This is a genomic window from Eubacterium sp. An11, from assembly GCF_002161065.1.
GTDB lineage: Bacteria > Bacillota > Clostridia > Lachnospirales > Lachnospiraceae > Anaerobutyricum > Anaerobutyricum faecale.
On the sequence record NZ_NFLV01000048.1, the window covers coordinates 1 to 12,292 of the forward strand.

Sequence of the window (12,292 nt, forward strand, 5' to 3'; positions counted from 1 at the left end):
ATCCCTCCGCTTGCTTCCGGACTCCGGAAATTGCGGATTCCGACTGGAAGGGCAACGGATACAGGAAACGGGAACTCAGATCTGGAAACCATCCTGATCCGGCAGATCAGCTACCAGATTACAGACACACTTCAGTCTGCTTTTCCGGAAGCCACCTGGGAATTTGCAGAACCCCTGCGTCTTTCCCACCTGCTGGATGGCGATGCGATCCGCTTATCTACCAGGAACACCGGTAACCATAACTTTGCAGAGGTGTCTATGGATGAATACGGCAGCCTGCATCTTCAGATGCTGACTGTTTCTGCGCTAAAGCGGAAAGGCGACAAAGCCGCATCCCCGGATACACCAAAGGTTGATCCTGCGTCCTGGTACTCCCTGATCGGGAAACCATTCCTTGTGGAAATGATCGGGAACCTGCAGGCAAAAGGACACCAGAAGCTGTTCATCGGAGAACAGGGGGACGTTTATATCCTCAACGGGAAGGAGCCGGAAGTAAAGGGCAAGCTGGAGCATTTCCCGCCGAAAGCCTACTGGCCTGCACTCCTGCAGGTATTTGCCGATGATGAACTGGAAGCGGCAGAGACGGAAAACGCAGTAGAGATCACCTGGGCATAAGGAGGAAAAGCAACGATGGCAAGTGGAAAATTAATGGAGAGCTGGACCTTCCAGCGCACGCTCCCGGAACCTTTCAAAGACTATACGGATGACGCCGTGTTTAAGAATATCGCATCCAAATACTGTACCCAGCCGCAAAAGAGAAGCACGCTCCATGCGGCTACCCTGCAGGCCGTCCTGACCTATATGGAACTGGAGGAGCCCGCAGGCGGGAAGTCAGCAGAGGAACTGGGCGCAATCGGGAGCCAGACCAATACCTATACGGTGGCAGAATATCCCAGCCGTACCGGGGAACTTCATGTGGTGGTCTATAACCCGGCAAACGGGAAGTTTACCGCCGGGAAGTACACAACGCCGCCGGATACGGAAAACTCACCGGGAAAATATGTATTCAAGGATTCCCAGAACACCGGGGCAGCGCTACTCTTCGCCCTGATGCCTACCCTCCTTTCTGACGAGGAGTTCAATGAGAAATACCAGCAGTTAAAGGAAGACCGTGCAGCCGGTTACCCGGACATGGACGAAACGGTAAAAACAGCGGCTGTCCTTTGTGACAACGCTTACCGCCGGATCCGATACAGTGATACGCTCGCAACGGGAGGGATCCGCACGGATATTGCTGCCAATGGTGTCATCCCGCTTTTGAAGCCGCTGGCTCTTCAAACGGGAACCTATGCGCCTACGGAAATCATCCACGGGACTTTCCAGGTACTGAAACCCGGCAACACCTTTAAGAAAAAAGCGGAAGTCATAGCGAAAGCGGATTTTGTGGGACAGTATATCCTGTCACCTGCCCGTGTACTGACTCCGGAGGAGGAACTGACCGTCCCGGTACTGCCGGACTGGTATATCATCCCGAAGGAAGTCAAACGGATCTGTGAACACGCTAAGATCACAACGGACACGGTACAGCCCATGCGGAACTTTCTTCTGCGTGGCCCTGCCGGCACGGGAAAAACAGAAGGCGCCAAAGCGATTGCGGCCGGCCTCCATCTTCCCTACCGGTGCCTGACCTGCTCCGCCAATACAGAGGTCTTCGACCTGCTGGGGCAGATCCTTCCGGATGTGGACGGGAAACGCACCGCCCTGGAGCGGCAGTATCCGTCTTTCCAGGATATCATGCTGGATCCGGCAGGCGCCTATGAGAAGCTGACCGGGACCTATGATGAGAATATCAGCGAGGATGAGGTCTACAAGCAGCTCATCGATACCATTTTTGATGAGATGCACGAATACTATGCCTCCAAAACCAGCCAGCAGCATTTCCGCTATGTAGATACGCCGCTGGTGGAAGCAATACGGAACGGATACTTGATAGAGATCCAGGAGCCGACGGTCATTGCAAATCCCGGTGTGCTGGTGGGATTAAACTCCCTGATGGACCGGTGCAACAGTGTATTTCTCCCCAACGGTGAAACGGTACAGCGGCATCCGGATATGGTGATCGTCGTAACAACAAACAATGACTATGCAGGCTGCAAGCCCTTAAACCAGTCCGTAATCTCCCGTATGAGTGTGCTCATCGACCTGATGGAGCCGGATGAGGAGACACTGGTGGAGCGGGTGCTTGGCGTTACCGGCTGTAAAGAGAAAAAGACCGTTCAGACCATGGCACGGATCGTCCACTCCATCTCGGAATATTGTCGGGAAAACCTGATCACGGATGGATGCTGCGGTGTCCGGGAGCTGATTTCCTGGGTGCAGTCCTATATGGTCTGCGGCGATATCCGGGAGTCCGCCCATTACACGATCCTGCCTTCCGCTACAGCAGATGCAGTCAGCCGCACGGAAGTCGAGGAAAGCTGTCTGGATCCTGTCCTGCCGTCTTGAAAAGAAAGAAGGTGGTCCAATGGATAAAACACCTCTTACAGAATCAGAAATGTATGCACTTCTTGCAAAAAACCTGTCCTACTTACGCAAATCTAAGGGCGGGCTTTCCCAAAAAGCGGTGGCACGCTTCTTATGCCTGCCGCCAAAAACCATTATGAATTACGAAAACTGCAGGACAACACCCCTGGCCTATGCCGTCCTGAAACTGGCTCATTATTACGGCTGTACGGTGGAAGACCTGCTGACTAAAAATCTCACAGAAAGGAAATGAATCTTGAACAGCAATCAGAAAAAATTAAAACAGATGATCCGGGAAGAGGAAACTTCCATTCCCGACCAGGAATTTTTTACATCCTCTGCCTTCCATCAGTATCTGACCTCCCTGGCACGTGCTGCTACCGGGCGTTACTGCTACGGACTGCAGGCACTGATTTCCTGGGACGAATCCCATGGTGCGGCACTGGCTTATACAGACTCTTACAAGATCTACCTGAACGCAGCAAACCGTGTTACCCAGAGCTTTCCGTCCCGCTTCCTGCGGGCGCTGAGCCTGGTAGGGATGACCGGACATGAGACGGCGCATCTTTTATTTACAGATTTCACCACCCGGAACCTCTACCTGACGAACCTGGGGAACGGCTCTTTTTACCCGGAAGATCCTTCCGTGGAACTGCCGGCTTATCAGAAAAACCAAACGGAGATTCTGGATGCCCTGCAGGAAAAGGACAAGGCCGTATCTCTGACCTTGCAGACCTGTGCGGCTTCTCTTCAGAACATCCTGGAAGACATCTATATTGAAGCGAAGATGTGTGCTGCCTTTCCCGGCAGCTTCCGAAAAGGCATCCAGCTCAATAACCTGCGGATGATGGAGCAGATCCCGGATCTTCACGAACAGCTCAGCCGGGACTACCAGCCGTTTACGATTGCAACCAACCTGCTTCTGGCCTATTGCCGCTCCGGCACCATCAGTAACCGCTTCCACAGCGACAGCGAATACCTGGATGTGCTGACCGACAGTATGGAGTATATCGACACGGCCCTTGAGGCGCCAACGATCAAAGGACGGCTGACTGCGACAAACTGCCTGCTTGTCCTGTTCTGGGACTTTATCAAACCGCTGGTAGAAGAAATGCGGGAGAAGCTGGAACACCAGGATGAAACGGAAGCAACAGAGGAGCTTCAGGATCTTCTGGATCAGCAGATTGCAGGCGGCACGCCCATTCCTCTGGGAAAAGGTGGTGGAGAGGTAAAAAATATCCCTTCCGCCAAAGGAGGCGCAGGCACCGATCCGCAAGACGCAGATTTCTTTTCTTCCAAGGGCCGTCAGGAAAGCCTGAAGGAAGCGGAAAAAGTGATGGAGGAGGAAGGCGGGCGGATTGCCCTTGCCAAGACCAGCGCTATTTTAGACGGCAATGATCCGGGCGTAACCTACGCATCCCAGTATGCCGGCACCGGCTATGAGGATGCGGCATCAGATATTGCCCGTGTCTTAAATGAAGCCGCAACAGAAAAAGCGCAGGCAGCCTATGAACAGCAGCTGACCGAAGAATTACAGAAAGCAGCAAATGATATCCATTACGGAAATGCCCATGCCGGTATCCATGTGACCATTCATCGGGTACAGGACATCCCAGACCGGCTGATCCGGCAGTATGAGGAAGTTGCACCTCCTCTTCTCAGGGCTTCCAAGCGCCTGCAGAGTTCCATCCTTCCTCTCTTAAAAGAGGAGGCGGAAGGCGGAAAGCAGAAGAACCTTCTGTATGGACGGCGGCTCGATATGCGCTCCTTCCATCACCAGGACGGTTCTTTCTTCATAAGGAACAGGCTCCCAGCCGATGAACAGCGGCTGGCAGTAGGGCTCCTGATTGACGAAAGCGGATCTATGGGCTGGGGTGACCGTATCACTCACGCCAGAAAGACAGCCATTGTCCTTTATGACTTCTGTGTCAGCCTGGGGATCCCGGTGACCATCTATGGCCATTCCACGGATTACCGGGGCGTAGCCCTCTATTCCTATGCGGAGTTTAACTCTGTGGACGAGAATGACCGCTACCGGCTGATGGATATGATAGACCGCAACGGCAACAGGGACGGCGCAGCGCTCCGCTTTGTTGCAGAGCATCTGGCGAAACGACCGGAGAAACGGAAACTTCTGATCCTGATCTCCGACGGCCAGCCCGCCGATGACGGCTATTACGGCACAGAGGCGGAAGCAGACCTCCGGGGGATCAAAAAGGAATACGCCAGACAGAATATCATCCTGTTTGCGGCAGCTATCGGGGACGACAAGGATGCCATCCAGCGCATCTATCAGGAAGGATTCCTGGATATTACCCGTCTGGACGACCTGCCGAAAAACCTGACGCTCCTCGTTAAACAGTACCTCAAATAAATCATAGAAAGAAGGGATAACTTATGAGCCAGTCTTATCAGAATCTGGCATCGGACCAGATCTGTAAGGTCCAGAATGACAAGAAACTGATTTCTTTTCATGACCGGCTGCGGGCCGCTTTGCCTGGCAGCTATGCACAGATACACGCCAAGGGAGAGTTCTCAGAGAACAACCATAAGGTTCACTCTCTCATCGGCGTATCTATCCAGGATTATTCCAACGGTACCGGGGAACGCAATATCATCACCCGGTTCCATTTAAGCCCGGAGCAGGTGCAGTTTTTCCTCACCCGCCTTACCGCAGGGTTTCAGGAATTTGAATGGAGTATCAGCAAGATCTTTGGGGAACCCGATCAGTATGGGTACTCCACCGCACAGCAGTTTTCCATTTCCAGGCACGCTCGGGCATCCGACGGCAGGGAAATGAAGAACCCGTGGCGGATCCAGATCATAAACGGAAGGGGGATCAAAGTACAGAATCGAAACGGCGGCTCCTATATGCAGTCCGGCAGCTTTCAGATGGACAAATCTGCCTTTATCCAGCTCACGGACATGGATCTCTACCTGCTCTTAAAGCGGGTGGATGTGTATGTGAGCGAGTGGGAGCGCTGCATTGCCCCGCCGCTGATCTCAAACGGGAAAGAGATGCTCGCAAATCAGCAGGCCCAGCGCCAGCAGATGCAGCGGCAGCCTTACCCATACGCAGCATAGAAAACACGATACAGCCATGCAGGAAAGGAAGCGGAAGCCCCGCTTCTTTTTCTGTTCCGACGTAAGAGAAAGGACGGTTTTTATGAGTATTGCCGTGATACGAAACATGGATACCCAGGGGCGCATCATCATCCCTGCGGATATCCGCAAAGAAACAGGCATCCGCAGCGGCAGCACCCTGGAGATTGCCACGGACGGGACAACGATCCGCATCCGGAAGTGTACGCCCCGGAATACCGGTTCCAAAGAACTCCGGGATTTCCTGGAGCCTCTCTATAAGAACATCCGCTGCGGGCTTGCCATCAGCAGCACTGACTGCATCCTGGCATCCAAAGGCTGCTATCTGCCAGAAGGCGCACAGATCACAGAGGAACTGCGTTCTTTTATCGAAGAGAGCGAAGAAATGTTTTCTCAATCGGGCCTCTGCCCGCCAGTTCCCGACTGCTCCCGGAAGGTTGCCGCACTGTTTCCGGTCACTTTAGCTCTGGCTTCTAAAAAAGCAGCGCTATTGCTGTTCCCGGAGCCAGGACGGTGCTTATCGGGCGCCGAGTGTAACTGCACACGCCTGATAGCAAACATGATTACCCGGAAATACAAAACGAATGAATAGAAAGGACGAATGATTATGAAAGCATTGCACCCATTAACAGAAGAACAGAGAATTTTCGCAGAGAAGCACCATGATTTTATCTATCAGTATCTGAACGGACGCCACCTGAATATCGAGGATTACTACGATACCGCTGTCTTTGGCTATCTGAAAGCCGTACAGGATTATCTGGAGAAACCGGAACTCCAGCAGTACCGCTTCTCCACCATCGCCCGCATCGCCATGCGGGATGCACTGGCAACGGAATGGAAAAAACAGAACCGGCCCATGCGCCGGGCTTATCTGGAGGAGTATCAGGAAGATACCGCTGAACTGGACGTTTTCCTTCCTGTCCGGCAGGAACGTCTGGCAGAGGCAATGGATGACCGGAACCGCCTGCTGGCGCTTCTGGCTTATCTGACGCCGAAGGAGCGCCAGGTGGTCCATCTGCAGGCGGACGGCTACACCTACCACGAAATTGCCGAGATCTGTAATATTACATCCCACGGGGTACACAGCCGGTTCTACCGCCTCCGCAGAAAAGTACGGAGTCTGGATGGAATGGAGGTGTGACTCTTTTATGACGAATGAAAAAATCACGGCTATGCCAGTAAAAAAGAAACAGATCCATCTGACCGCCACTCTCAGCCTGCCCCTGCGTCTGCATGAGCGGGCCTGGATCCTAACAGGCTCCCGGTCCCTGTCTACTTCCCTGGTCCAGCAGATCCTGGAGGTATCGCAGGACGGCGTCGTATTTGAAACTGAAAACACCGTTTACTATTTGACCTATGCTCGCCGTCCGGCAGAGATTGAGGTGATGTGCGCTTGACTGATATTTATGAACGGGGGAGCAGCCTGCAAAAGCTGCTCTCCACCCTGAAGCTCAACCGGGAACGGGTTCCTCTGGAAACTTTAAAGAGCGTATACCGTATTCCTTATAAAGAGATGAAGGCGCAGATCCGGGAAAGCGTCCAGGAATTTGTCCTTCTGGTCGCCTGCCACCACCTTCTGATCAATCCGAATTTTTCTCTGGATGAACAGACAGCTGTGGTACAGGCTGCCATTGACCGCTCCCGGATTCCAAAGGAGATTGGAAAAAGCCTGACCAGAGACTATGACGTGTCGAAGATCCACCGGATGGCACTGAAGCTGCGGGAAGAGATCGAAGCGGCACTCTGGCCCTATATTGACCGGGAAACCTGTCTGGTGGCTGACCTTGCGGATATCGAAAAAACGCCGGTCATCTATAATACCCTGACCAGACAGATCTATCAGGATGGGGAATGGAAGGATCATCCCCTGGATTTACGGGGAACATTACTGATTTACAGGAAACAGGAGGATGCTGTGCTGCCAGGCGCAGCCCTCCTTCAGAAAGGAGAACAATAGTTATGATATTAGAAAGAAATGAAACACCCGAAGAACTCGCTTTTGCACTAACTTTTCCGCAAATACGGGAAGCGCATGAAATCTACAAAAAGCACTGCTTTTTCCAGGATTTTATCGGGCAATGCGAAGACCGGCGACAAGACAGGATCGGACTTTGTAACCTTCCTTATCAGACACTGGAACATGAGACAGATATCTTGTGTACAGCCTATGAACTGTATGAGAAACTGGAGGACAGCAATGTTTCCTATCATGTTACGATGGAGAACGTGATCGATGCAATCGAGAAACAGATTTTAAACGGCGAACTGCGCCCGCATCCAGAACCGGCGCCCCGTGTGGTGCTGATCATGGAGGACGGCATTGTTACCGCCTCGTATACAAACACTCCCTTTATTCAGGCAGAAGTCATTAAACTGGACAAGGAATATGATTCCGCCGAAGAGCGGGAGGCAGTTTATGGAGCTTTAGAGCACGATCCTGAGCTGACCGAATGTGAGTGCCATATTACCTGGCCCGGACGTGAAAAGGAGGCCGCCTGAAAGGAGGATGACTGATGGCAAATATCTGCTGTGACGATGTGTACTTTTTTTCAGATGACAATACAGAGGGAATTGAGGCTCTCTGGAAAGATCTGCAGGCCTCCATTACTCCTGGTTATAAAGATGATCTGGGACAGATAGAACGGTTGTTTCTCCATGCGGGACTTTCTACGGAGGGGATCAACCTGAGAGGAACTGTTGTCGCCATGGAACGGACGGATCATGCGGTCCAGCTTTCCTTGGATACCGCATGGAGACCGCTTCATGACGCCTATACAGCACTTACGGCAGCCTACGGGATCCAATTTGTCATGGAAAGTATAGAACCAGGCTGCGGGATCTTTTTTAATACCGATGATGACGGGATTGCATTTTCTGACCGATACTGCGTGACCGGCGATACATCTGTTGTTACGCCCAGCGGTTTGGTTCTCTGGGAAAAATTAGAATATGGAGATACCTTTTCTTCTGAAAATGTACTCCTTCAGCATTTCCGGGATCTCGGCTACAAGGCCGACACACTGGAAACACTGACCAAGACATTGGACGAACAGGAGGTATATATCCACTCGTTCATCAATCCCTACCAATAATCTCTCAGAAAGGATACATACCAATGAAGATTTATGTTTTACACGGGTATACGGACGGTCTGACAGATCCAATCGTCAGTACCGACTATGAGGAAGTGTACGCAGCAATGAAAGCCGCCTATGAAAACGCCCTGGACGGGGTAGAGCAAGAAGATTCTGACCGGGAATACAGCTTTCTGGAAGGCTGGTCTGCTACTGCTGTTGTACATGGAGACTGGATGGAATGGCAGATTGCGGAACTGGAGCTGAAGGTTCCCGAAGAACAGCCGACTCCCTCTGTTTGAGATTTCTATCAGTTCCAACTGATAAGCCTAACTGGACTAAATGACATCGAGCCGTCTTATGGACGGCTCTTTTTACGTTTGATTAAATTTATGTAATAAATATGGCGGTCAAAAACGGATTAGGAGTTGTTATTCTATACGAACATTAACTGGTCTCACTGTAAGTTCTCCAACACCTTCAACCCTGTACCATTTTCCTCGTTCAAGTTTAATTGTGCCACCTGTCCCAGAAGTAATGTAACCTATTGCATAAGTTTCTCCGCTTTCAATATCCGTAAATACAACATCGGTATCAGCAGTACCAGTAACTTTTACACTTCCGGTAACAGGTTGTATCTGTTCGCTTTTCACTCTCTCGTCACCTGAAAGGGTGAAAGTGTGCATCTTAATATAGCTGTTATAGCTTATACCGATTATAAGGACAGCAAGCGGGATTGCAACTCCCACTGCTCGTTTCAACCGTTTCTTATCCATATATTACTTCTCCGAGAAATTCCAATTATCTGCTCTACAACTTAGGATTTATCTTTGTTCTATTATTTCTAATAGTCTTCTTACATAATCATCTGCATGGTTTATTGAAAAATCTCCATGGTACATATTAGGAAGAACTTGTATAGAACTATTCTGTAGTTTTTTATGAATTAGTTCTGCTGATTTTTTCATTGAGCGATTTTCTTTTTCTCCGACAAAAATATGAACTATTGCTTCGCTCTCTTCAATCCCATCTTTTAAGGAATATAATGAGTTTTCCTGTAAAAAAGCAATCATATCGCCCTTTGTTATTGCACAAGTATCTTTGTAATAATTATCAAACAAATGCTGCTTTATTCGTAATGATTTGAATTGTAATTTTGAAAACCATTTATACTTTATCAAACCATAACAACTCCCAAACGCAGGCTTAATCATAAAATATGTGAATTTTGAAGGTATTACAAGTGCGCTTTCCACTATTGCATACTTACATATATCCTTGCGATGAGATAAAATTTCAAGTAAAATCTGTCCTCCAAGTGATAGTCCTCCAATCAATAAAACGGAACCATCCAGTTTATCATTTATAAATTCTATAATCTCTAAAGCGTTATTTTCTATCGTTGTAAATCGTTTATCACTTCCTGCATGACCGTCTAATATAGGTATAATTATATGATAATTCGTTTGTAGCATTTCAGCAATTTCTTTGTAATTCCACCATGACAAACCACCTCCATGTAGGAGGATAATTACATTACTATTTCCTTTCCCATATTCAGCATAGTTCAACCTTTTTCATCTCGCTGTAAAATTCCAATTTTCTGCTCTACAACTTAGGATTTGTTAGTGCCTTTACGGCAGAAGTTTTATTGTCTTGTTGTTGATTTCTACTTCCAATGTTACATCATATTCCATAATCCATGACTGACTATTTTTTAATAAGTCTAATATAAGTTGGTCTGGTTTTTCTTTAAAAGTAACTCGTAAAATAATTGGACATTTCAAATATTCATTTTGAAATTCTGCACTCTTAGTATACTTCAAATATGCTTCAATTTTAGTCAACAATGCTCTTTGAGTTTTTTCTTCTCCATCAATAAAACCATAGCAAATCAAGAACAGTACAATTTCTCCTGTTTTCTTTTCTGCCATAATATCAATGGAGTATAAATCTCCAAACATTTCTTCTATCGTCATATAATAATTCTCCCGTTTTGTTTTCCACAAATCCAAATTTTCTACTCTACAACTTAGGAGTTATCGTCTTTTCCCATTTTTATCAAAGTTTTTCCTCAACGCTATCTCTGTCGGAAAAATAGAAGCGATTAAAGGAACAAGCTGTATTCCCATCATAATTGCTCCACCTATTCCTACAGCGTCTTTATCTTTTCCGATTAGCAAAAGCATACATACTACTGTTATGGGTAATGTAATCAATCCACAAATATACCATATCTTACCACAATATCTATGGGCAAACTCCCACGTATCTTTATTTTTCATGGACATAGAAGTTCGATATCCAAATACCCCATTGATTTCCTTTGGCGCTTTTTTAATAAAATATTTTCCAAAACCAATCATTGTAAACGGAAGAATTAAATCCATAATCAGCATATAAATCCAAAATCCCATAAACATTTCTCCATTAACTAAATTCAGCGTTTATTGCTATCTCAATTATACCAAATTCTTTCCATTAACACCACGTCAACCTCATTAAAATAACCGCATCTGCCCATATTCTAAGATCAGTAACATCCGTTCCGCCCTCACGGACGGCTCCTCTTGTGTCTGGCAGACTATTAATCTTCAAACAGTTCTTCCACCAGATGTTCATATTCCGGAAGCTGTCGCAGATATGGTAACAGCCGCTTTTGGATCTCTTCCCGTTCTTCCGGACCGCACAAACGCAGGTCATGGGATTTTCCCTTTTCCTCCACTACATCACAAGCGATGTGATAGATTATTTCCTCACAAAGCGTTTCACCATCCCGGAGAATAATCGGCGCCATGCAAAAGTCATCCTGCTCCTCAGAAATCCCGTCAAGGAATACATATCCCACCTTATCTGACCATAACAGATCAAAACGCGGGGTATCCCGAATGTAATCAGCAAAAGCATTCATAACCTTCTCAATTTCTCTGTTTTGTTCCTGTGTGTACATCATTCATTCCTCCTTACAATAATATACTCTAAGCAGCCGGCTTCTCTGTACAGACGCTGCTTAGAGTATATTACACTTATCTGTTCTGGCAAATCATCTTCCGACTAGAATATTTTTGTAAAAACATAGCCACTTCTACAAGTATTCATACCAGACAAGCCTCATTAAAACAACCGCATCTGTTCATACTCAGCATGAGCCTTTAACAGTCCCGGCGTCTTATGCAACAAATACTCGGTTGCCCTGTCATCCAGTACCCAGTCCTCCACCTCCTCCGGCTCCAGGATCAACGGCATCCGATTATGGACCGGCGCCACGGAAGGATTGGCTTCCGTTGTCAGGATGACGAACCTTACCTGATCCTCATACCAGTTATAGCATCCTGCCATGAAAAGAACCGGAGCGTCCTTCCGCTCATATGAAAATTTCTCCTTGCTTTTATTCCATTCATAAAAACCTTTAGCCGGAATGATGCAGCGCCTGTGCAGCACACTGTCCTGGAAGGTTCTGCGCTCCAGGACGCTTTCTGCCCTTGCATTGATCAGCAGCTTTCCTTTCTCAAACCCTGGGAAGCCCCATCTCATCTGTTCTGCAGCAAGATGGTGCTCCTGCCCTTTTATTATTGTAGCATTTTGCGCTGGGAAAACATCACCAGTGCGCTCTATCTGCAATTTCCTATCCAGATCCCGTACCAGCTTCT

General features: G+C 48.3%; 18 protein-coding genes. 12 read left to right on the forward strand and 6 right to left on the reverse strand.

The features are described from left to right. The 12 genes from B5E53_RS17785 to B5E53_RS17840 form a co-directional block, all read left to right on the forward strand. Window positions 1–615 (forward strand): hypothetical protein (locus B5E53_RS17785; protein ID WP_087317416.1); only part of this gene is annotated, 615 nt, incomplete at its 5' end. Window positions 616–630: 15 nt separating this feature from the next. After that, entirely contained in the window at window positions 631–2,445 is a 1,815-nt protein-coding gene (locus tag B5E53_RS17790; protein ID WP_087317418.1) for an AAA family ATPase, read from the forward strand. Between the two features lie 19 nt (window positions 2,446–2,464). Beyond that, a complete protein-coding gene (locus B5E53_RS17795; RefSeq protein WP_087317420.1) occupies window positions 2,465–2,716 on the forward strand; it encodes a helix-turn-helix transcriptional regulator in 252 nt (83 codons plus the stop codon). 3 nt (window positions 2,717–2,719) lie between these two features. Next, window positions 2,720–4,837 (forward strand): nitric oxide reductase activation protein NorD, encoded by a 2,118-nt coding sequence (locus B5E53_RS17800; RefSeq protein WP_204245552.1) that lies wholly within the window; start codon window positions 2,720–2,722, stop codon window positions 4,835–4,837. A 23-nt stretch (window positions 4,838–4,860) separates the two neighbouring features. Beyond that, the gene (locus B5E53_RS17805) at window positions 4,861–5,547 is read left to right on the forward strand and encodes a hypothetical protein (RefSeq protein WP_087317422.1); all 687 of its coding nucleotides are present in this window, start codon (window positions 4,861–4,863) and stop codon (window positions 5,545–5,547) included. 82 nt (window positions 5,548–5,629) lie between these two features. Beyond that, complete coding sequence (locus B5E53_RS17810) at window positions 5,630–6,157, forward strand: AbrB/MazE/SpoVT family DNA-binding domain-containing protein (RefSeq protein ID WP_162611968.1); 528 nt, start codon at window positions 5,630–5,632, stop codon at window positions 6,155–6,157. 15 nt (window positions 6,158–6,172) lie between these two features. Next, window positions 6,173–6,709, forward strand: coding sequence for a sigma-70 family RNA polymerase sigma factor (locus tag B5E53_RS17815; RefSeq protein ID WP_158095412.1), 537 nt, complete (start codon window positions 6,173–6,175; stop codon window positions 6,707–6,709). A gap of 7 nt (window positions 6,710–6,716) precedes the next feature. Then, the gene (locus B5E53_RS17820; RefSeq protein ID WP_087317427.1) at window positions 6,717–6,965 is read left to right on the forward strand and encodes a hypothetical protein; all 249 of its coding nucleotides are present in this window, start codon (window positions 6,717–6,719) and stop codon (window positions 6,963–6,965) included. Beyond that, window positions 6,962–7,525: a hypothetical protein gene (locus B5E53_RS17825; protein WP_087317429.1), complete on the forward strand. Its 564-nt coding sequence runs from the start codon at window positions 6,962–6,964 to the stop codon at window positions 7,523–7,525. Before B5E53_RS17820 ends, B5E53_RS17825 begins: the two co-directional genes overlap by 4 nt. A 2-nt stretch (window positions 7,526–7,527) precedes the next feature. Beyond that, window positions 7,528–8,067, forward strand: coding sequence for a hypothetical protein (locus B5E53_RS17830; protein WP_087317431.1), 540 nt, complete (start codon window positions 7,528–7,530; stop codon window positions 8,065–8,067). Between the two features lie 14 nt (window positions 8,068–8,081). Continuing rightward, entirely contained in the window at window positions 8,082–8,660 is a 579-nt protein-coding gene (locus B5E53_RS17835) for a hypothetical protein (protein WP_087317433.1), read from the forward strand. Window positions 8,661–8,683: 23 nt separating this feature from the next. Then, the gene (locus B5E53_RS17840) at window positions 8,684–8,944 is read left to right on the forward strand and encodes a hypothetical protein (RefSeq protein WP_087317435.1); all 261 of its coding nucleotides are present in this window, start codon (window positions 8,684–8,686) and stop codon (window positions 8,942–8,944) included. A 129-nt stretch (window positions 8,945–9,073) separates the two neighbouring features. On the opposite strand, the gene B5E53_RS17845 is transcribed toward B5E53_RS17840, so the two are convergent. The 6 genes from B5E53_RS17845 to B5E53_RS17870 form a co-directional block, all read right to left on the reverse strand. After that, a complete protein-coding gene (locus tag B5E53_RS17845; protein ID WP_087162321.1) occupies window positions 9,074–9,418 on the reverse strand; it encodes a hypothetical protein in 345 nt (114 codons plus the stop codon). Between the two features lie 48 nt (window positions 9,419–9,466). Further along, window positions 9,467–10,213 (reverse strand): alpha/beta hydrolase, encoded by a 747-nt coding sequence (locus tag B5E53_RS17850; protein WP_087317437.1) that lies wholly within the window; start codon window positions 10,211–10,213, stop codon window positions 9,467–9,469. 63 nt (window positions 10,214–10,276) lie between these two features. Next, a complete protein-coding gene (locus B5E53_RS17855) occupies window positions 10,277–10,621 on the reverse strand; it encodes a DUF6572 domain-containing protein (protein ID WP_055194951.1) in 345 nt (114 codons plus the stop codon). A gap of 60 nt (window positions 10,622–10,681) precedes the next feature. Next, on the reverse strand, window positions 10,682–11,059 hold the full coding sequence (locus tag B5E53_RS17860; protein WP_087317439.1) for an SdpI family protein: 378 nt from the start codon (window positions 11,057–11,059) through the stop codon (window positions 10,682–10,684). Between the two features lie 170 nt (window positions 11,060–11,229). After that, entirely contained in the window at window positions 11,230–11,595 is a 366-nt protein-coding gene (locus tag B5E53_RS17865; RefSeq protein WP_140398065.1) for a hypothetical protein, read from the reverse strand. A gap of 161 nt (window positions 11,596–11,756) precedes the next feature. Next, the gene (locus B5E53_RS17870; protein WP_343215682.1) at window positions 11,757–12,263 is read right to left on the reverse strand and encodes an SOS response-associated peptidase; all 507 of its coding nucleotides are present in this window, start codon (window positions 12,261–12,263) and stop codon (window positions 11,757–11,759) included. Window positions 12,264–12,292: the final 29 nt, after the last annotated feature.

Bases quoted from the DNA above. Each gene is read 5' to 3' on its own strand.
- B5E53_RS17790 (WP_087317418.1), top strand. From the start codon at position 631: ATGGCAAGTGGAAAATTAATGGAGAGCTGGACCTTCCAGCGCACGCTC.
- B5E53_RS17795 (WP_087317420.1), top strand. From the start codon at position 2,465: ATGGATAAAACACCTCTTACAGAATCAGAAATGTATGCACTTCTTGCA.
- B5E53_RS17805 (WP_087317422.1), top strand. From the start codon at position 4,861: ATGAGCCAGTCTTATCAGAATCTGGCATCGGACCAGATCTGTAAGGTC.
- B5E53_RS17810 (WP_162611968.1), top strand. From the start codon at position 5,630: ATGAGTATTGCCGTGATACGAAACATGGATACCCAGGGGCGCATCATC.
- B5E53_RS17815 (WP_158095412.1), top strand. From the start codon at position 6,173: ATGAAAGCATTGCACCCATTAACAGAAGAACAGAGAATTTTCGCAGAG.
- B5E53_RS17820 (WP_087317427.1), top strand. From the start codon at position 6,717: ATGACGAATGAAAAAATCACGGCTATGCCAGTAAAAAAGAAACAGATC.
- B5E53_RS17830 (WP_087317431.1), top strand. From the start codon at position 7,528: ATGATATTAGAAAGAAATGAAACACCCGAAGAACTCGCTTTTGCACTA.
- B5E53_RS17835 (WP_087317433.1), top strand. From the start codon at position 8,082: ATGGCAAATATCTGCTGTGACGATGTGTACTTTTTTTCAGATGACAAT.
- B5E53_RS17840 (WP_087317435.1), top strand. From the start codon at position 8,684: ATGAAGATTTATGTTTTACACGGGTATACGGACGGTCTGACAGATCCA.
- B5E53_RS17845 (WP_087162321.1), bottom strand. From the start codon at position 9,418: ATGGATAAGAAACGGTTGAAACGAGCAGTGGGAGTTGCAATCCCGCTT.
- B5E53_RS17855 (WP_055194951.1), bottom strand. From the start codon at position 10,621: ATGACGATAGAAGAAATGTTTGGAGATTTATACTCCATTGATATTATG.
- B5E53_RS17860 (WP_087317439.1), bottom strand. From the start codon at position 11,059: ATGGGATTTTGGATTTATATGCTGATTATGGATTTAATTCTTCCGTTT.
- B5E53_RS17865 (WP_140398065.1), bottom strand. From the start codon at position 11,595: ATGATGTACACACAGGAACAAAACAGAGAAATTGAGAAGGTTATGAAT.